The 17,754-nt window shown below is 73.6% G+C and carries 16 protein-coding genes; 6 read left to right on the top strand and 10 right to left on the bottom strand.

Annotated features, from left to right (window positions below):
• The first annotated feature begins 1 nt into the window (after position 1).
• From B086_RS0138170 to pssA, 3 genes are all read left to right on the top strand, one after another.
• Entirely contained in the window at positions 2-1,207 is a 1,206-nt protein-coding gene (locus B086_RS0138170) for an acyl-CoA dehydrogenase family protein (protein WP_018571713.1), read from the top strand.
• A 170-nt stretch (positions 1,208-1,377) separates the two neighbouring features.
• On the top strand, positions 1,378-2,034 hold the full coding sequence (locus B086_RS0138165; RefSeq protein ID WP_026253206.1) for a phosphatidylserine decarboxylase: 657 nt from the start codon (positions 1,378-1,380) through the stop codon (positions 2,032-2,034).
• A 22-nt stretch (positions 2,035-2,056) separates the two neighbouring features.
• Positions 2,057-2,875 (top strand): CDP-diacylglycerol--serine O-phosphatidyltransferase, encoded by an 819-nt coding sequence (gene pssA, locus B086_RS0138160; RefSeq protein ID WP_018571711.1) that lies wholly within the window; start codon positions 2,057-2,059, stop codon positions 2,873-2,875.
• A 76-nt stretch (positions 2,876-2,951) separates the two neighbouring features.
• On the opposite strand, the gene B086_RS0138155 is transcribed toward pssA, so the two are convergent.
• Positions 2,952-4,070 (bottom strand): glycerate kinase, encoded by a 1,119-nt coding sequence (locus B086_RS0138155; protein WP_026253205.1) that lies wholly within the window; start codon positions 4,068-4,070, stop codon positions 2,952-2,954.
• A gap of 218 nt (positions 4,071-4,288) precedes the next feature.
• Here B086_RS0138155 and B086_RS0138150 point away from each other — a divergent pair, with 218 nt between their 5' ends.
• Both B086_RS0138150 and B086_RS0138145 read left to right on the top strand, forming a co-directional pair.
• Positions 4,289-4,789, top strand: a complete 501-nt coding sequence (locus tag B086_RS0138150; protein ID WP_018571709.1) for an NUDIX domain-containing protein — start codon at positions 4,289-4,291, stop codon at positions 4,787-4,789.
• Positions 4,790-4,862: 73 nt separating this feature from the next.
• A complete protein-coding gene (locus B086_RS0138145) occupies positions 4,863-5,606 on the top strand; it encodes an SIR2 family NAD-dependent protein deacylase (RefSeq protein ID WP_018571708.1) in 744 nt (247 codons plus the stop codon).
• A gap of 34 nt (positions 5,607-5,640) precedes the next feature.
• Here B086_RS0138145 and B086_RS0138140 read toward each other — a convergent pair whose 3' ends face one another.
• Together B086_RS0138140 and B086_RS0138135 are read right to left on the bottom strand one after the other, a co-directional pair.
• Positions 5,641-6,129, bottom strand: a complete 489-nt coding sequence (locus B086_RS0138140; RefSeq protein ID WP_018571707.1) for a methylated-DNA--[protein]-cysteine S-methyltransferase — start codon at positions 6,127-6,129, stop codon at positions 5,641-5,643.
• 114 nt (positions 6,130-6,243) lie between these two features.
• Complete coding sequence (locus B086_RS0138135) at positions 6,244-7,740, bottom strand: AlkA N-terminal domain-containing protein (protein WP_018571706.1); 1,497 nt, start codon at positions 7,738-7,740, stop codon at positions 6,244-6,246.
• 253 nt (positions 7,741-7,993) lie between these two features.
• Here B086_RS0138135 and B086_RS0138130 point away from each other — a divergent pair, with 253 nt between their 5' ends.
• Complete coding sequence (locus tag B086_RS0138130; protein WP_018571705.1) at positions 7,994-9,055, top strand: alpha/beta hydrolase; 1,062 nt, start codon at positions 7,994-7,996, stop codon at positions 9,053-9,055.
• A gap of 245 nt (positions 9,056-9,300) precedes the next feature.
• Here the strand turns inward: B086_RS0138130 and B086_RS0138125 are convergent, their stop codons facing one another.
• The 7 genes from B086_RS0138125 to B086_RS41745 form a co-directional block, all read right to left on the bottom strand.
• Positions 9,301-9,843, bottom strand: a complete 543-nt coding sequence (locus tag B086_RS0138125) for an O-acetyl-ADP-ribose deacetylase (RefSeq protein ID WP_018571704.1) — start codon at positions 9,841-9,843, stop codon at positions 9,301-9,303.
• Positions 9,840-11,249 carry a phytoene desaturase family protein gene (locus tag B086_RS0138120; RefSeq protein WP_018571703.1) on the bottom strand — a complete coding sequence of 470 codons (1,410 nt, stop codon included), beginning with the start codon at positions 11,247-11,249 and terminating at the stop codon, positions 9,840-9,842. The genes B086_RS0138125 and B086_RS0138120 overlap by 4 nt, the downstream gene beginning before the upstream one ends.
• 233 nt (positions 11,250-11,482) lie before the next feature.
• The gene (locus B086_RS0138115) at positions 11,483-12,325 is read right to left on the bottom strand and encodes an inositol monophosphatase family protein (protein ID WP_018571702.1); all 843 of its coding nucleotides are present in this window, start codon (positions 12,323-12,325) and stop codon (positions 11,483-11,485) included.
• Positions 12,326-12,474: 149 nt separating this feature from the next.
• A complete protein-coding gene (locus B086_RS0138110; RefSeq protein ID WP_018571701.1) occupies positions 12,475-14,304 on the bottom strand; it encodes a gamma-glutamyltransferase in 1,830 nt (609 codons plus the stop codon).
• A 66-nt stretch (positions 14,305-14,370) separates the two neighbouring features.
• Positions 14,371-14,931, bottom strand: a complete 561-nt coding sequence (locus B086_RS0138105; protein WP_018571700.1) for a helix-turn-helix transcriptional regulator — start codon at positions 14,929-14,931, stop codon at positions 14,371-14,373.
• Positions 14,932-14,959: 28 nt separating this feature from the next.
• Positions 14,960-15,370 carry a VOC family protein gene (locus B086_RS0138100; protein WP_018571699.1) on the bottom strand — a complete coding sequence of 137 codons (411 nt, stop codon included), beginning with the start codon at positions 15,368-15,370 and terminating at the stop codon, positions 14,960-14,962.
• A gap of 47 nt (positions 15,371-15,417) precedes the next feature.
• A complete protein-coding gene (locus B086_RS41745; protein WP_051115995.1) occupies positions 15,418-17,688 on the bottom strand; it encodes an ATP-binding protein in 2,271 nt (756 codons plus the stop codon).
• Positions 17,689-17,754: the final 66 nt, after the last annotated feature.

The following is a 17,754-nucleotide window of genomic DNA, read 5'->3' as shown; positions in this document are numbered from 1 at the left end:
GATGAGCCGTCTCGCCCAGACCCACGGGCTCACCGACGTCCAGCAGGAGATCGTCTCCACCGTGCGGGACTTCGTCGACAAGGAGATCATCCCGGTCGCGACCGAGCTGGAGCACCGCGACGAGTACCCGCAGCAGATCGTGGACGGCCTCAAGGAGCTGGGGCTGTTCGGTCTGATGATCCCCGAGGAGTACGGGGGCCTGGGCGAGTCGCTGCTGACGTACGCGCTGTGCGTGGAGGAGATCGCGCGCGGCTGGATGTCGGTGTCCGGCATCATCAACACCCACTTCATCGTCGCGTACATGCTCAAGCAGCACGGCACGCGGGAGCAGAAGGACCACTTCCTGCCGAGGATGGCCCTCGGGGACGTCCGGGGCGCCTTCTCGATGTCGGAGCCGGCGCTCGGCTCGGACGTGTCGGCCATCACGTCCAAGGCGGTGCGCGACGGCGACGAGTACGTCCTGACCGGGCAGAAGATGTGGCTGACCAACGGCGGCACGTCCTCGCTGGTCGCGGTGCTGGTGCGCAGTGACGAGGGTCACCCCGAGGGGACGGCCCCGCACAGGTCGATGACGACCTTCCTGGTGGAGAAGGAGCCCGGCTTCGGCGAGGTCCGGCCCGGTCTGACCATCCCCGGGAAGATCGACAAGATGGGGTACAAGGGCGTCGACACCACCGAGCTGATCATGGACGGGCTGCGGGTCCCGGCCGACCGGGTGCTCGGCGGCACCACGGGCCGGGGCTTCTACCAGATGATGGACGGGGTCGAGGTCGGCCGGGTGAACGTGGCGGCCCGCGGCTGCGGGGTCGCCCGGCGCGCCTTCGAGCTGGGCGTGGGCTACGCCCAGCAGCGGCACACCTTCGGCAAGCCGATCGCCCGGCACCAGGCCATCCAGTTCAAGCTGGCGGAGATGGCCACCAAGGTCGAGGCGGCCCATGCGATGATGGTGAACGCGGCCCGGAAGAAGGATTCCGGACAGCGCAACGACCTGGAGGCGGGCATGGCGAAATACCTGGCCTCCGAGTACTGCAAGGAGGTCGTCGAGGACGCCTTCCGGATCCACGGCGGCTACGGCTTCTCCAAGGAGTACGAGATCGAGCGCCTGTACCGCGAGGCGCCGATGCTGCTCATCGGTGAAGGTACCGCCGAGATCCAGAAAATGATCATCGGCCGGCGACTGCTCGAAGAGTATCGAATCCAAGGCTGAATGTCCGCATATGGGGTGTTTTCACCGAGAAGAAGATCACACCCCGTCAGCGGTCTTCGGCCGCCGACTCGGCTTCCCGGCTTACCCAGTTGTGGCCCTTAACCGCTACGATCGCGGAAAGCCGCCGTCCCCCGTCGAGAGCGCGGCATCATCCGCTACGAAGGTCATCCATGCCCCACAGCCAAACCTCTGCACCTCGCGACAGCCTCGCCGGCGTACGCCTCGCGCGCGGAGCATCGCCGTGGCTTCTGCCGACCGTCGCCACCGCAGCCGTCAGCCTGGTCCGCGCCCGCCGCTCGGGCGTGGCCAAGGCCGTGGCCGTCCCCGCCACCGCGCTCGCGGCGGGGATGCTGTGGTTCTTCCGCGACCCCGAGCGCGAGATCGCCCAGGGCCGGGTCATCTCGCCCGCCGACGGTGTGGTGCAGAGCATCATGCCGTGGAAGGACGGCCGTACCCGCGTCGCCATCTTCATGAGCCCGCTGAACGTCCATGTGAACCGCGCCCCGCTCTCCGGCACGGTCACCTCGGTCGAACACGTCCCCGGCGGGTTCGTTCCGGCGTTCAACAAGGAGAGCGAGAACAACGAGCGGGTCGTCTGGCACTTCGACACCGAGCTCGGCGACATCGAGATGATCCAGATCGCCGGCGCGGTGGCCCGCCGCATCGTCCCCTACATCCCGTCCGGCACCAAGGTCGAGCAGGGCGAGCGGATCGGTCTGATCCGCTTCGGCTCCCGCGTCGACCTGTACCTGCCCGAGGGTGTGGAGGTCGCGGTCGAGGTCGGCCAGAAGACCGTGGCTGGGGTGACTCGCATTGACCGTGATTGATCCAGAGACCCAGGCCGGCTGGGTGCCCGAGGCCGATGAGCTGGACGACGAGGAGGAGATGCCTCTCTCGCTCCGCCTCTCGATAGCGGACACCCTCACCCTGGGCAACGCCACATGCGGCTTCATGGCCGTCTACTTCACCACCACCGGCATCCTGATCCCGCACCTCACCGGGAGCCAGGAGAACGGCATGGCCCGGCACAGCGCCGCCACGGCGGTCATCCTGATGCTGTGCGCGGCGGTCTTCGACCTGTTCGACGGCCTGGTGGCGCGCAAGCTGCGCTCCTCCCCCATGGGAGCGGAGCTGGACAACCTCTCCGACCTGATCAGCTTCGGCCTGGCCCCGGCGTACTTCGTCCTGGTCTACGGCATGGTCGCCGACGACGCCCACCAGCGGATGGCGGCGCTCGGCGCGATCGTGGTGCTTCTCGCGGTCGTCCTGCGCCTGGCCAGATTCTCCTGCGTGACCATGAAGGACGGCGTCTTCCAGGGCATGCCCTCGCCGTTCGGCGCGCTGACGGTGGTCTCCGTCGTCCTGCTGGAGCTGCCCTTCGTGGCGACGCTGCTGGCGATCGTGGGTACCGCGTGGCTGATGGTGAGCCGCGTGGAGTACCCGAAGCCGCGGGGCCGCCTCGCCGTGGCGATGCTCTCCTGGATCGTGCTGTCCATGGGCCTGCTGGCCGCCTGGGCCTTCGACGCCCCGAGCGGTCAGCTGCTGCTCCAGACCGGCTGTGCGCTCCAGCTGGTGATGGGCGCGGTCATCCCGCTGTTCGCCACGGCCCGCCGGGTGAACAACTTCCGCGACAACCGGCGCGAGGCACGCGCGGCCCAGCTGCCGTAGCCGCCGCGACACGCAGGGGAAGGGCCCCGGAACCGCACGGTTCCGGGGCCCTTCCCTCTGTCCGCGGCCGGTCAGGTCAGTTCAGGAAGTCCGCGCCGATGCGCTCGGCGACCTGCTCCAGGATGGGTCCGGCCTCCGCGATGCACCGGGCCACGTCCGGCTCGACGTCCGTCAGCGCGTACGCCCGGCGGATCCCCGCCCGGCCCAGCGCCTCCGGTGCCAGCGCCAGCCGCCCGCACACCGCGACGACCTCCTTGCCGGCCGCGCGCGCGGCCGCGGCGACCCCGGCCGGCGCCTTGCCGTGCAGGGTCTGCTCGTCCAGCGAACCCTCGCCGGTGATCACCAGGGACGCCCGCTCCAGCGCGGGCGCGAAGCCGAGCACATCGAGCATGACCTCGATCCCGGCGCGGAACCGGGCCCCGACGATCAGCGCGCCGTAGCCGATGCCGCCGGCCGCCCCGGCGCCGGGCGAGGCCGCGTACGCGGCGGCCCGGGGCCCGATCGCCTCCTCCAGCACCTTCGCGTAGTGCGCGAGGGCCGCGTCCAGGGCCGCCACGTCCTCGGGCGAGGCGCCCTTCTGCGGCCCGTAGACCGCCGGGGCGCCCTTCGGGCCGGTCAGCGGATTGTCGACGTCGCTGGCGAGCACGAACTCGGTCTCGGCGAGCCGCGGGTCCAGGTCCGACAGATCCGCGTGCGCGAGATCGGCGAGACCGCCGCCGCCGGGCGCGAGCGGCGAACCGTCGGCGCGCCGGAACCGGGCGCCCAGCGCGGACAGCATGCCCGCGCCGCCGTCCGTGGTCGCGCTGCCGCCGACACCGAAGACGAGGGTGCGCGCCCCCGCGTCGAGCGCGGCCCGCAGCAGTTCGCCCGAGCCGTACGTGGACGCGGTCAGCGGCGCGAACACTCCCTCCGGGAGCCGCTGCAACCCGCTGGCCTCGGCCATCTCCACGACGGCGGTGTCGCCGCGCAGCGCGAACGCCGCCGTCACCTCGTCGCCGAGGGGACCGGTGACCCGTACCTCACGGCGCTCGAAACCGGCCGCGACCGCCGCGTCCACGGTGCCGTCCCCGCCGTCGGCCACGGGCAGCGCCTCGACCTCCAGGTCCGGCACGACCCTGCGCAACCCGGCCGTCACCCGCTCGGCGACCTGTACGGCCGTCAGCGAGCCCTTGAACTTGTCCGCGGCAACCAGCACCCTGCGGGTGCCGTGCACTGGAGCGTCCGCCACCTTGCATTCCCCTTGCTCTCCGGGCCCCGCACGTCAGGGGGCCAGTCGCGCCGCTGCGACCATAACCGGCGACGCCCCCCGCCGTCATGCCCCGCCCGCCGACTGAGAACGGGCGGCGGTCCGGGAGCGGATCCGTCCGTGACCTCGGCGGCCCCGGCGGTGCCACCCCCGCTACCCTTCGTCGGATGACGACTCCTGACCTCCCCGACTACGCCACCTACATCGCCGGTCTCCCCCGCGTCCTGGCCGGTGCCGCCACCCTCTTCCGCGACGAGCGGGGCCGGGTGCTGCTCGTCGAGCCCAACTACCGCGACGGGTGGACGCTGCCGGGCGGCACCATCGAGTCGGACACCGGCGAGAGCCCCCGCCAGGGAGCCCGCCGCGAGACGCTGGAGGAGATCGGCCTGGACCGCGAACCGGGCCGGCTCCTCGCGGTCGACTGGGTGCCCGGCACCGCCCGCCCGCCGCTGGTCGCCTACGTCTACGACGGCGGGGTCCTGGCCGCGGAGGACCTGAAGGCGATCCGGCTCCAGGAGGAGGAACTGCTCTCCTGGCGCCTGGTGGCACGCGACGACCTCGCCGCCCATCTGCCGGGCTCCCTGGGCCGCCGTGTCCTGACCGCCCTCGACGTGCTCACCCGCGGCGGCGACACGGCGGAACTGGAGAACGGCCACCGCGTCGGCTGACCCGGCCCCGGCCGCCGGACCGCCCCCGGATATCCGTTCGCCCGGCCGCCCGGCCCGCCCTACCCTCGGTCGCATGACCAAGCCGCTCGTCGCCCTGCTCAGCGGGGCCGGGATCTCCACCGACTCCGGCATCCCGGACTACCGCGGCCCGAACGGCGTCTGGCGCAAGGATCCCGAGGCCGAGAAGCTCGTGACGTACGCGTACTACATGGGCGATCCCGAGATCCGGCGGCGGTCCTGGCGGCTGCGGCGCAAGAACCGCGCGCTGACGGCCGAGCCGAACGCGGCGCACCGGGCCGTGGCCGAGCTGGAGCGGGCCGGGGTACCGGTCCGGGTGATCACGCAGAACGTGGACGGGCTGCACCAGCTCGCCGGGATGCCCGCGCGCAAGGTGCTGGAACTGCACGGCAGCGTGCGCTCCGTCGTCTGCACACGGTGTCATGCGCGCGGCTCCATGGCGGACGCCCTCGCCCGGGTCGAGGCCGGCGAGGACGACCCGCCGTGCCGGGAGTGCGGGGGGATCCTGAAGTCGGCCACGGTGATGTTCGGCGAACGGCTCGATCCCCTCGTGCTGGGCGAGGCCGTCGCGATCACCAAGGCGTGCCAGGTGTTCATCGCCGTCGGCACCAGCCTCCAGGTGCAGCCGGCCGCCGGGCTGGCCGCGCTCGCCGCCGAGCACGGCGCCCGGCTCGTCATCGTCAACGCCGAGCCGACGCCGTACGACGGCATCGCCGACGAGGTGATCCGCGAGCCCATCGGGACGGCCCTGCCCGCGCTGCTGGCCGCTCTGCGCGACGGCGGCGCTCAAGGCGCCTGAGGGCGGGGCGGGGGCCGGCCGGGGCGGCGGGCCCTCAGAAGAGACCGGCGCCCTGTTCGAAGTCGAGCAGGCGGCGCTTGCGGGCCAGGCCGCCGCCGTAGCCGGTGAGGCTGCCGTTGGCACCGATGACGCGATGGCAGGGGACGATGATGCCGACGGGGTTCTTGCCGTTGGCGAGGCCGACCGCGCGGGAGGCCCCGGGGGCGCCGAGGACATGGGCGAGTTCGCCGTAGGTGCGGGTCTCGCCGTACGGGATCCGGCACAGCTGCTCCCAGACCCGGCGCTGGAAGGGCGTGCCGGCCAGCCGCAGGGGGAGGGTGAACTCCCGCAGGTGGCCGGAGAAGTAGGCGTCGAGCTGTTCCGCCGCGGCACCGAAGGGGCCGGTGCCGTCACCGGGTTCGCCGAAGGACTCCTGGGGCGGACGGTGGCGCTGGTCGGTCATGTACAGACCGCACAGGACCCCGTCGTCGGCGACGAGGGTGAGCGGGCCGTAGGGGCTGTCGATGACGGTGTGCTGCTTCATGGCGGTGCGTCCTCGCACGGGCGGATCGGACGGGCAAGTGGGACAGGCGGGTCGGACGGGCAGGTTCGGACCGGCGGTTCGGACCTGCGGGTTCGGACAGGCGGGACGGGCGGGTCAGACGGGCAGGAAGTTGATCGGGTGGTTGTCGGTGGCCCACAGGTACTGCACGGCGTAGGCCCGCCAGGGGCGCCAGGCGGCGGCGCGCGCGGTGAGGGCGGCCGGGGTGGAGGGCAGGCCCAGCTCCCGGGCGGCGCGGCGGATGCCGAGGTCGGTGGGGAGGAAGGCGTCCGGGTCGCCGAGGGCGCGCATGGCGATGACGTCGGCCGTCCAGGGGCCGAAGCCGGGCAGGGCCAGGAGCTGGGCGCGGGTCTCGGGCCAGTCGCTCTCCACGCCCAGGCGCAGGGTGCCGTCCGCGAGCCGGCCGACCAGGGTGGTGAAGGTGGTGCGCCGGGTGCGGGGCATGGCCAGTGACTCCGGGTCGAGGGCGGCCAGTGCCCCGGGGGCGGGGAAGAGATGGGTGAGGCCGCCCTCGGGGTCGTCGACGGGCTCGCCGTGCGCGGTGACCAGGCGGGCCGCGTGGGTGCGGGCGGCGGCCGTGGAGACCTGCTGGCCGAGCACGGCCCGGACGGCGAACTCGGCCTCGTCGACCGTGCGCGGCACGCGGCGGCCGGGAGCCTTGTCGACCAGGGGCGCGAGCACGGGGTCGGCGCGCAGTTGGTCGTCGACGGCGACCGGGTCGGCGTCGAGGTCCAGCATCCGGCGGCAGCGGCTGATGGCGACGGGCAGGTCCCGCAGATCGCTGAGGGTGAGCCGGCAGGCGATGTGGTCCGGGCGCGGGGTGAGCGCGGCGATGCCGTGGCCGTAGGGCAGGCGCAGCGTCCGGCGGAAGGCGCCGTCGCGCCACTCCTCGACACCGGGGACGGCGGTGGCCGCGAGATGGCCGAAGAGGTTGTCCGGGTTGAGCGGGGCGCGGAAGGGGAGGCGCAGGGTGAGCGCCCCCGGAGCGGCGGGCTGCGCCGCCCGGTCGGCGGGTGCCTTCGGTGCCCGCGCGCGCAGGTCGCTCGGGGTGAGCGCGAAGACCTCCCGCACGGTGTCGTTGAAGGAGCGGATCGAGGAGAAACCGGCGGCGAAGGCGATGTCCGCCATCGGCAGCGCGGTGGTCTCGATCAGCAGCCGGGCCGTCTGGGCGCGCTGGGCGCGGGCGAGCGCGAGCGGTCCCGCGCCGAGTTCGGCCAGGAGCTGGCGTTCGATCTGGCGGGTGCTGTAGCCGAGGCGGGTGGCGAGGCCCGGTACGCCGTCGCGGTCCACGACGCCGTCGGCGATGAGCCGCATGGCGCGCGCCACCAGGTCCGCGCGCCGGTTCCACTCCGGTGAGCCGGGGCTCGTGTCGGGGCGGCAGCGTTTGCAGGCGCGGAACCCGGCCTGCTGGCAGGAGGCCGCGCTCGGCAGGAAGGTCATGTTCTCCGGCTTGGGCGGCACGGCGGGACAGCTGGGCCGGCAGTAGATGCGGGTGGTCAGGACGGCGGTGAAGAACCAGCCGTCGAAGCGTGCGTCCTTGGACTGGACGGCGCGTACACAGCGCGTCCGGTCGGTGTGCATCCCCTTCTGCATGGCTCCAGGAAACAGCATCGGCACCTCGGGAGGCTGGCGAGAATCCGACATGGACCTTGCGTGCCCAGGACGGCTCCGGATCGCCTTGGTGAATCTTTCACCTTATTTCGGTGTGCGCATCAGCAACCCGCCTGTCCCTTTTTACATCCTGGTTGATGCCGGGTGTTCGCAGGGCCTGCCCGCCGACACACCGGCTCCTTGGTTTTCAGGACGGCGGCCGCGACGCGGCACGCCGCTACGGGAAGGTGGCCGCGTGGCGCTGACTGGTGCGACGTTCTTCTTCGTTCTCGCCGTCGCGACGGTCCTCGCGATGATCGGCACGGTCGCGATATGGGCCAAAGTACGCGGGCCGAGACCGGTGCGCTGGCTGGTGCACGGCGCGATGATCGCCGTGTGCCAGCTCACCGCGATCTCGGTGGTGGCGACCTGGATAAACAACAGCTACGGCCTGTACGCCTCGTGGGCGGACCTGCTGGGCACGACCAGCACCGCGAACGCCGACGCGATGCCCGGCCCGCCGGCGAACCGTGCCAAGTTCAACCACGGGACACGTGACGGCGTGCTCGACACGTACTTCCGCGGCAGCCGTTCCACGCTGTCGGGCCAGGTGCTGGTGTGGACGCCACCGCAGTACAAGGAGCCCGCGTACAGCAAGAAGCGGTTCCCGGTGCTGATCATGATGCACGGCGTCCCGGGCTCGCCGCAGTCCTGGCTGGAGCACGGCGGGATGCCCGGGGACTTCGAGAAGCTGATGAAACAGCGCAAGACCCACCCGTTCATCCTGGTGATGCCCGTGATCGACCCGGGCAGCGTGGACACCGACTGCAGCGACCTGCCCGACCGCAAGGTCGCGTCCTGGCTGGCGTACGACGTCCCCGAGCTGGTCCGGCACAAGTTCCGCACGATCAAGGGGCGCTCCGGCTGGGGTGTCATGGGGTACTCGACCGGCGGCTACTGCGCCGCGAAGCTGCCGCTCCAGTATCCGAAGATCTTCGGGGCGGGCGCCGCGATCGACCCCGATCCGCTGACCGGCGACACCTCGGTCATCCCGGACGCCGCCCTGCGCCGCGCCAACACCCCGACCGACCTCGTCGTCGGGTCCACGGCCCGGGTCAGCCTGTTCCTCGCCACCTCCCGCCAGGACCGGGTCAGCCCGCCCGCCTCCATCGAGAAGTTCCTCGCGGCGTCGGCGGCCTCCTCGGTACAGGTGCGCACGCAGTTGCTGGACAGCGGCGGGCACAACTACCACACGTTCGCGGCGTCGTACCCGCTCGCCTTCCACTGGCTGAGCGCCTGGCTCTCCGCGCCCAAGTAGCACAGCGCGGAGCGCCCTTCGGCCACCGGAGCCGCCGTCCGGACTCGGGCGGGCGCCTGGCCGCTGTCCTTCGGCTCGGTGCGGCGGGCGGGCGGCCCGGCGGCTGCCCCTGCCGCGCGCCCGGGTGGGTCCGGACGGATGTGGACGGGTGTGGACGGGTGAGGAGGGGCCGGAAGGTCAGGGAGTCCGAGGGGTCGGGGAGTCCGAGGCGTCGGGGCCCGGGTCCGTGTGCCCGGCCGGGCCGCTCAGTCGAGCTGGGCCGCGAACGCCTGGTACGCCGGTTCGTCGAAGAGGACGAACCTGACCTCCGCCACCGCGGTCCGCGCTCCGCGCACCGCCTCGACGGCGACGCGGGCGGCGTCGTCGAGCGGCCAGCGGTAGACGCCGGTGGAGATCGCGGGGAAGGCGACCGTACGGGCGCCCAGTTCGTCGGCGACGCGCAGGGACTCGCGGTAGCAGGAGGCGAGGAGCGCCGGATCGGTGCCCGGCCCCTGGTACACCGGGCCGACGGTGTGGATCACCCAGCGGGCGTCCAGCGCGCCCGCCGTGGTGGCGACGGCCTGTCCCGTGGGCAGCCCCCGGCCGTACCGGGAGGCTCGCAGGGCGCGGCACTCCTCCAGGACGGCGGGTCCGCCGCGGCGGTGGATGGCGCCGTCGACCCCGCCGCCGCCGAGCAGGGAGGAGTTGGCGGCGTTGACGAGGGCGTCGGCGCTCTGCCGGGTGATGTCGCCGAGGACGAGGACGAGGGCGGGAGCGGACGGGGGCACGGGCGTGGGGCCGGGGGTCATGTCTGGCGCAGCCTCCTCCACACGGCCTTGGCCGCGTTGTGCCCGGACATGCCGTGCACACCCGGACCCGGCGGGGTGGCCGAGGAGCAGATGAAGACGGCCGGGTGCGGGGTGTGGTACGGGAACAGGGTGAGCTTGGGCCGCAGCAGGATCTGGAGCCCGGAGACCGCGCCGGTGGCGATGTCGCCGCCGACGTAGTTGGCGTTGCGGATGGCGAGCTGGGCCGGGCCCGCGGTGGCGCGGGCGAGGACGCGGTCGCGGAAACCGGGGGCGAAGCGCTCCAGTTGGCGTTCGATGGCGTCGGTGAGGTCGCCGTCCCAGCCGGCCGGCACATGTCCGTACGCCCAGAAGACGTGTTTGCCCTCGGGGGCGCGGGTGGGGTCCACGACCGTGGGCTGGACGGTGATGAGGAAGGGTCTCTCGGGTGCGCGGCCCTCGCGCGAGGCGGCGCGCAGGGCGTTGCCGATCTCCTTGGTGTCCGCCCCGATCTGCACGGTCCCGGCGGTGCGGGCCTCCTCGGCGGTCCACGGGACGGGCCCGTCCAGCGCGTAGTCGATCTTGAAGACGCCGGGTCCGTACCGGTAGGAGTCGTAGTAGCGGCCGAGTCCGGCGATCCGGGCCAGCGCGGTGGGCGAGGTGTCGAAGACGTACGCGCGGGCGGGCGGCAGGTCGTCCAGGCGCTTGACCTCGTAGTCGGTGTGCACGGCGCCGCCGAGGTCCTTGAGGTACGCGGCGAGGGCGTCGGAGATCGACTGGGAGCCGCCGCGGGCCAGCGGCCAGCCGCGGGCGTGCGCGGCCAGGCAGAAGACCAGGCCGACGGCGCCGGTGGCGAACCCGCCGAGGGGGGCCATGACATGGGCGACGAGTCCGGCGAAGAGGGTCCTGGCCCGCTCGTCGCGGAAGCGGCGGCTCAGCCAGGTTGAGGGGGGCAGTCCGGCGAGTCCGAAGCGGGCGAGGGTGACCGGGTCGCGGGGCAGCGCGGTCAGCGGCAGGGACATGAAGTCCCGGGCCAGGGTGTCCCAGTGCGGCAGGAACGGCTGGACGAGCCTGCGGTACGCGCCCGCGTCGCGCGCGCCGAAGGAGGCCGCGGTCTCGGCGACGGAGCGGGCCAGGACGGCAGCGGTGCCGTCCGGGAAGGGGTGGGCCATGGGCAGCTCGGGGTGGAGCCACTCCAGCCCGTACCGCTCCAGGGGAAGGGCGCGGAACGCCGGTGAGTTGACGGCGAGCGGGTGGGCGGCCGAGCACGGGTCGTGCCGGAAGCCGGGAAGGGTCAGCTCCTCGGTGCGGGCGCCGCCGCCGACCGTGCCGCGGGCCTCGAACACAGCTGTGGAGAAGCCGCGGCGGGCCAGCTCCACGGCGGCGGTCAGGCCGTTCGGCCCCGCGCCCACCACCACGACATCGAGCATCGACGGCACCTTCGGACCCCTTCGTCAGCCGATGGCCACGCGGACCTGTCGTCGGGGCCAGGATATGCCGCCGCACCGACACACCCGACCTCAGGGCGTCGCCCCGGCCGGGGCGGCGGACCCGGGCGAGGCGGCGCTCGGGCGGAACCGGCCGATCCCTCCCGTCACGCGGCGGTGCGCGCCCGCCTCACCCACCGGTCCGCATCCTGCTCAGCCACCGGCCCGCGCCTGGCTCACCCGGCGGCCAGCGCCTCGATCACCCGGCGGGCGGTGGCGGCGTCCCGCGCGGCGGTGAACGGCAGGGCATTGCCCCCGGTGAGGCGGAACGGCTCGCCGGTGCGGGTCAGCTGGGTGCCGCCCGCCTCTTCGACCAGCAGCAGACCGGCCGCGTGGTCCCAGGCCGCCTCCCAGGTGAACGCGGTGGCGTCCAACGCGCCGCTCGCGACGGCGAGATACTCCAGCCCGGCCGAGCCGCAGGGGCGCGGCGCCAGGCCGTCGGTGTGCAGGCCGCGCAGGGCGCGCTTCTGCTCGTCGGTGGTGTAGTCCGGGTGCGAGTGCGCCACTTCGAGGGCGCGGCCGGGCTCGGGGCTGCCGGAGCGCAGCGGCCGGCCGTCGAGGCGGGCGCCCCGCCCGCGGACGGCGGTGGCGAGCCGGTCCTGGGCCGGGGCGTAGGTCCAGGAGGCCAGGACCGCGCCGCGCAGGGTGAGGGCGACCAGCGTGCAGAAGCCGGGGTCGCCGTGCACGAACTGCCGGGTGCCGTCGACCGGGTCCACGATCCAGACCGGGACGTCGGCGCCTATCGCGTCGTAGACCGCCGGGTCGGCGTGCACCGCTTCCTCGCCGACGACCAGGGAGCCGGGCAGCAGGTCGGCGAGTGTGTCGGTGAGATAGCGCTCGGCGAGCCGGTCGGCGTCCGTGACCAGGTCGTGCGGTCCGGACTTCTGGTCGACCTCGTGCTCGGCGAGCCGTCGGAAGCGGGGCATGATCTCGGCCGCGGCGGCCTTGCGGACCGCCTCCTCGACGTCGGACGAGCGCTCCGCGAGAAACTCTTCGATGGTTTCCGTCTCTTCGATCATGCCTCCATGAGAGCACAGCCCACTGACAACGCCCCCCGCACCGGTGTATTACAGGTGGAATCACCGTGAACTCCCGGCGCCGGCCACCCGAAGCCCGCTGCCCCACTTGCCCCACTCCGCCCCATTGCTCCCACTGCGTGTGACCCTCCTCAGCGGCCGACCGCGTAGCCCTGCATCCCTCGCGGGTTGGCCGCCGCCGACAGGATGCCGGTGCGCGGGTCCCGGGCGACCGCGCACAGCCGCCCCTCCGACCAGGCGCCGCCGACCGTGACGTCGTGGCCGCGACGGCGCAGCCCGGCGACGACCTCCGGGTCCGTACGGGACTCCACGGTGACGGAGCCGGGGCGCATGCCGCGCGGGTAGAAGGATCCGGGGAAGGAGTCGTTGTGCCAGTTCGGGGCGTCGACGGCGCCTTGCAGGTCGAGGCCGCCGCGGACGGCGGGGCGCAGCGCGAGGGACAGGAAGAAGTGCAGCTGCCACTGGTCCTGCTGGTCGCCGCCGGGCGTGCCGAAGGCCAGGACGGGCTCGCCGTCGCGCAGGGCGAGCGAGGGCGTGAGGGTGGTGCGCGGCCGGCGGCCGGGTGTCAGCGTGTTCGGCAGGCCCTCCTCCAGCCAGGTCATCTGGAGCCGGGTGCCGAGCGGGAAGCCGAGTTCGGGGACGACGGGGTTCGACTGGAGCCAGCCGCCGCTGGGCGTGGCGGCGACCATGTTGCCCCAGCGGTCGACGACGTCGAGGTGGCAGGTGTCGCCGCGGGTCGCGCCGTCCGCGCCGACCTCGGGTTCCCCGGGCACGGGCGAGGTGGAGGGCTTGGCGACGGTGGGCTCGCCCACCCCCAGGGCGTCGAACTCGCCGGGCTCGGCGGCGGCCCGGCAGGCGTGCGCGCTCAGCCGCGCCTCGCGCCCGTCCGGGCTGCCGGGGCGCAGCTCGTAGGAGGCCCGCTCCCCGACCAGGGCGCGCCGTCCGGCGTTGTACGCGGCGCCGAGCAGCGTGCCCAACGGCACGTCGGCGGCGTCCCCGTACCAGGCCTCCCGGTCGGCCATCGCGAGTTTGCAGTTCTCGATGAGCAGATGGACGTAGTCGGCCGAACCGTGCACCGGCGGTTCGGGCGGCAGCAGGGCGAGCTGCTGGAGGAAGGCGGGCCCCTGGCTCCAGGGTCCGGCCTTGCACAGGGTCCAGCCGTTCCAGTCGTACGTCACCGGGTCCTCGTACGTGGCGGACCAGCCCGCGAGGTCGGCGGCCGTGAGGGTGCCGGTGTGATGGGCGCCGCTGGTGTCCAGCGTGGGGCGGCGGGCCTGGCGGACCAGCGCCTCGGCGACGAAGCCGGAGCGCCACACCTCGCGCGCGGCGTCGATCCGCGCCTCCCGGTCCCCGGCTCCCGCCGTCTCGGCCAGCAGCCGCTTCCAGGTGGCGGCGAGGGCGGGGTTGCGCAGCGGTTCGCCGGGGCGGGGCGCCCGGCCGCCGGGCAGATAGACCTCGGCCGAGGACGTCCACTCGGCCTCGAACAGCTCCCGCACGGTCTCGACGGTCTCCCCCACGCGCTCCACCGGCGGGTGCCCGTGCTCGGCGTATCCGATGGCGTACGCCAGGACGTCGTCGAGCGGCTTGGTGCCGTGGTCGCGCAGGAGCAGCAGCCACGCGTCGAAGGCGCCCGGGACGGCGGCGGCGAGCGGCCCCGTGCCCGGCACCAGATCGAGTCCGAGCCCCCGGTAGTGCGCGGCGCTCGCCCCCGCCGGGGCGACCCCCTGCCCGCACAGCACCCGCACCGCACCGCCCGCCGGGGCGAGCAGGATCGGCACCTCCCCGGCCGGCCCGTTGAGATGCGGCTCCACCACATGCAGCACGAACGCCCCGGCCACGGCCGCGTCGAACGCGTTCCCACCGCCCTCCAGCACGGCCATCGCCGACTGCGAGGCCAGCCAGTGCGTGGAGGACACCATGCCGAAGGTGCCCTGGAGGGTGGGACGGGTGGTGAAGCGCACGCGGTTCGCCGCCTTCCGGCTGTGGGTGGACCTGCTACGGGGGGGGTGTCAGCTCATGCCGGTGTGTCAGCTCATGCCGGTGGCCGACCCGGGACCCTGGCCGGAGCCGTGGTCGGGACCATGCTCGGGGCCCGGGGCCGTCGTCGGGGTCTCGCGGTTGCGGAGCGGGCGCGTGACCTGTTTGGCGACGCAGGCCGGCATGCCCTCCACGGTGAGGGCGGGACGCGGTCCGGTGGACGCGGGGTCGGCCGGTGGGCGGGCCGCCAGGCGGCGGAAGGCGCCGGGCGGCATGCCGACCAGTTCGGTGAAACGGGTGGTGAAGGTGCCGAGCGAGGCGCAGCCGACGGTGAAGCACACCTCGGTGACGCTGAGTTCGCCGCGGCGCAGCAGGGCCGCCGCGCGCTCGATGCGGCGCGTCATCAGGTACGCGTACGGCGACTCGCCGTAGGCCGCCCGGAACTGCCGGCTGAGGTGTCCGGCCGAGATGTTCTCGCCGCGGGCGAGCGCCTCCACGTTAAGCGGCTGGGCGTACTCGCGGTCGATCCGGTCGCGGATGCGGCGCAGCCGGGCGAGGTCGGTCAGGCGCTGCGCCTCGACGCGGGCGCCGCGCCAGTCGGGCCGGCACATGGGCAACTCCCCTCTCGCCTGGGGCGGTTCAGCGCAGTTCCTGGATGCGGATCAGATTGCCCGCGGGGTCGCGGAAGGCGCAGTCGCGGATGCCGTACGGCTGCTCGGTCGGCTCCTGGACGACCTCGGTGTCACCGGCCTGCACCCTCTCGAAGGTACCGTCGAGGTCGGGGGTGGCCAGCAGGATCCAGCCGTAGGTGCCCTTGGCCATCATCTCGGCGATGGTGCGCCGTTCGTCCTCGGTGATGCCGGGGTCGGCGGCGGGCGGCGCCAGGAGGAGGGACGTGCCGGGCTGACCGGCCGGGCCGACCGTGATCCAGCGCATCCGGCCCTGCCCGACATCGCTGCGCACCTCGAAGCCGAGGACGTCACGGTAGAAGACGAGCGACGCGTCCGGGTCGTCGTGCGGCAGAACGGTCGTGTGAATGGTGATGTCCATGACGGCAGGCTAGGCGGCCGTCCCGCCCCGCGCTTCTCGATTCCTGATCACCGGCGGCCGTCGAGGGTCGCGCCGGTCCCGCGCAGCGGCAGTGTCTCGGCCTTGGCCCGCATCTCGGCGGCGCGGCGCACCCGCAGGGCGTCGAGGAGGTCCGCCGCCAGGGACCAGTTGGCCCGCGCCTGCTCGCGCCTGCCCTGCTCCAGCTGGGCGGAGGCGAGGTGGTCCAGGACGTCGGCGCGGTTGTAGTCGTCGTGCAGTTCCTCCCACAGGCGCAGCGACCTCTCGTACCCGGCGATCGCGGCGTCGAGGTCTCCCAGACCCTGCTGGGCGTAGCCGATGGCGTCCCAGGCGCCGGCCTGGAACTGGAGGTCGCCCACCGCACGCAGCAGGGGCAGCGCCTCCTCGCAGGTGGCGATGGCCTCCTCGTAGGCGCCGGTGTGGGCGAGGACCCAGCCGATGTTGCTGAGGGTGGACGCCACCCCTTCGCGGTTGCGCGCCACGCGGTACAGCTCCAGCGCCCGGCGCGGATGCTCCAGCGCCTCGGTGAAGCGGCCCTGGCGGATGCGGAAGAAGCCGATCTCGCACACGATGCGGGCGCGCAGCTCCAGCGGCACCCGGGGCAGTTCCCCGAGGATCACCTCGATCTGTTCGTCGACCTCGTCGGTGTGCCCGGTCTCCAGGAGCGCACGGGTCAGGTTGGAGCGGCTGCGCACGGTGGCGACCGGGTCGCCGAGCGCGAGTCCGGCCTCCAGGCCGATCCGTGCGGCGGGCATCTCCTCGGCCCAGCGGCCCACGATCACGTTGTAGGCGATCCACTCGCGCGCGCAGGCGCCGCGCGGGCGCAGCAGCCGCGGGTCCTCCAGGGACTGGAGGGCGGGCCCCACGGCCGGCTCCTCCTGGCGGAACCAGTCCAGTGCCTCTTCGCGGCTGTCGATCGCGACGTGGACGATGCCCTCCAGTGGCTCCTCGGCGGGCTCGGGCCCCAGCCAGGAGGAGTGGCGGTTGGCCAGGTGCGCGTTGTGCCGCAGATAGTCCAGCAGGCGTGCCTGGGCGCCGACGCGGTCGTCCTGCTCCGCGGCCGCGAGTTCGCTGCCGTAGTCCCGTACGAGGTCGTGCAGGACGTAGCGGCCGTCGGCGTCGCGGGCGAGCAGGCTCGCCGAGGTCAGCTCCCGCAGGCAGCGGCGGGCCGCCGGCATCTCCCTGCCCGCGAGCGAGGCGGCGGCCTCGGCGGTGGCGCTGGGGCCGGGGTGCAGGCACAGGTGACGGAAGAAGCGGGCCGTCTCGTCGGTGAGCGCCCGGTAGGACCAGGAGAAGACCGCGCGGACGTCGGCGCGCTGGTCGTCGGCGGCGAAGGCGTCCAGCCGGGGCCTGGACTCCTTCAGCTCGCGCGCCGCCAGCCTGAGCCGCATCCGGGGCGCGGCGCTGAGCTGGGCGCCGACCACGGCGACCGCGAGCGGCAGGAACCCGCACAGCTCGACCAGCTCGGCCGCCGCGGCGGGTTCCGCCCGGCAGCGCTCCTCGCCGATCCGGGCCGCGAGCGCCTCCAGCGCCTCCTGCGGCGTCCAGACGTCGAGGCTGATGACGAAGGCGCCCTCGGCGGCGACCAGGCCGGCCAGCCGGTTGCGCGAGGTGACGATGGTCAGGCAGCCCGCGGAAGCGGGCAGCAGCGGCCTCACCTGCTCGGCGTCGGCCGCGTTGTCCAGGACGGCGATCAGCTGCCGGGAGGCGGTCTTCTCCTTGAAGAGGTCGCTGCGCCGCTCGGTGCTCGCGGGGATGTCGCCGCTGGGCACGCCGAGGGCGCGCAGGAACCCGCCGAGGGCCTCGCCGGGGTCGAGGGGGCGTTCGGAGGCCTCGAAGCCGCGCAGGTTCACGTACAGCTGGCCGTCCGGGAAGCGGTCGGCGACCTGGTGCGCCCAGTGCACCGCGAGGGCCGTCTTGCCGACGCCGGCCATGCCGCCGATGGCGGAGACGACGAGGTGCCTGCCGTGGGGTGTGGCGGCGCCGGTGATGCCGCGGGCGGCCGCGACGGCGGACTCGCGGCTGCGGAACACCGCGAGGTCGGGCGGCAGTTGCCGGGGCACCGTGGCGTGGGCGGCGGGGCGGGTGACGGACTGGAGCAGCCGGCGCCGCTCGTCCTCGTCCAGTTCGAGGGCGTCCATCAGTTCGGTCAGCGTCGACTGGCGGGGCAGGCTGTGGCCGCGTTCGATGTCGCTGATGGCCCGCACGCTCACGCCGGACGCCTCGGCGAGGCCCTCCAGGGTCAGCAGGGAACGCCGCCGCGCCTCGCGCAGCAGCCCGCCGAACGCCTTCTTGTCCATCCTCACCCCACCGGATACCGCGCCGACGGACCGGCCGGGGCCGTGCCGGAGCTATAGGGAAGAGGA

Origin of the sequence: Streptomyces sp. PsTaAH-124, assembly GCF_000373685.1 — a bacterium.
Lineage (GTDB): Bacteria > Actinomycetota > Actinomycetes > Streptomycetales > Streptomycetaceae > Streptomyces > Streptomyces andamanensis.
The sequence above is the reverse complement of the archived record's forward strand: the minus strand, read 5'-3'. Positions and strand labels throughout refer to the sequence as shown.

Coding starts and splice junctions, on each gene's coding strand:
- B086_RS41745 (WP_051115995.1), bottom strand. CDS start 17,688: ATGGACAAGAAGGCGTTCGGCGGGCTGCTGCGCGAGGCGCGGCGGCGT.
- B086_RS0138135 (WP_018571706.1), bottom strand. CDS start 7,740: ATGCAGAAGGGGATGCACACCGACCGGACGCGCTGTGTACGCGCCGTC.
- B086_RS0138100 (WP_018571699.1), bottom strand. CDS start 15,370: ATGGACATCACCATTCACACGACCGTTCTGCCGCACGACGACCCGGAC.
- B086_RS0138115 (WP_018571702.1), bottom strand. CDS start 12,325: ATGATCGAAGAGACGGAAACCATCGAAGAGTTTCTCGCGGAGCGCTCG.
- B086_RS0138150 (WP_018571709.1), top strand. CDS start 4,289: ATGACGACTCCTGACCTCCCCGACTACGCCACCTACATCGCCGGTCTC.
- B086_RS0138170 (WP_018571713.1), top strand. CDS start 2: ATGAGCCGTCTCGCCCAGACCCACGGGCTCACCGACGTCCAGCAGGAG.
- B086_RS0138105 (WP_018571700.1), bottom strand. CDS start 14,931: ATGTGCCGGCCCGACTGGCGCGGCGCCCGCGTCGAGGCGCAGCGCCTG.
- B086_RS0138145 (WP_018571708.1), top strand. CDS start 4,863: ATGACCAAGCCGCTCGTCGCCCTGCTCAGCGGGGCCGGGATCTCCACC.
- B086_RS0138165 (WP_026253206.1), top strand. CDS start 1,378: ATGCCCCACAGCCAAACCTCTGCACCTCGCGACAGCCTCGCCGGCGTA.
- B086_RS0138140 (WP_018571707.1), bottom strand. CDS start 6,129: ATGAAGCAGCACACCGTCATCGACAGCCCCTACGGCCCGCTCACCCTC.
- B086_RS0138125 (WP_018571704.1), bottom strand. CDS start 9,843: ATGACCCCCGGCCCCACGCCCGTGCCCCCGTCCGCTCCCGCCCTCGTC.
- B086_RS0138120 (WP_018571703.1), bottom strand. CDS start 11,249: ATGCTCGATGTCGTGGTGGTGGGCGCGGGGCCGAACGGCCTGACCGCC.